Raw genomic sequence first — 229 nt, 5'->3', positions numbered from 1 at the left:
CGCTGCGCAGCCCGTTTTGGCAGTACAAATAGATCGGCTGGTCTTTGCGCAATTCTTTCATGCGCATGCGAAGCTGCGTGAGCGGGATGTTGCGCGCCCCTAAAATATGTCCAGCCGCAAACTCATCCGGTTCGCGGACATCAATCAATTGCGCTTTCCGGTAGCCGGCGCGGAACTCTTCCTCTGTCAATGCTTTGACAATTCTCCGCTGCCAGAAGTACGTAATGAC

The 229-nt window shown here is 54.1% G+C and carries 1 protein-coding gene; it reads right to left on the bottom strand.

Annotated elements, in window-relative coordinates; translation table 11 throughout:
- The coding region (locus tag LD028_RS09745; RefSeq protein ID WP_237811702.1) for a rhodanese-like domain-containing protein at positions 1-229 on the bottom strand (229 nt) is incomplete at both ends.

It is taken from the genome of Anoxybacillus sp. LAT27 (genome assembly GCF_022030075.1).
Classification (GTDB): Bacteria; Bacillota; Bacilli; order Bacillales; family Anoxybacillaceae; genus Anoxybacillus; species Anoxybacillus kestanbolensis.
This window is presented reverse-complemented; position numbering and strand designations above follow the sequence as displayed.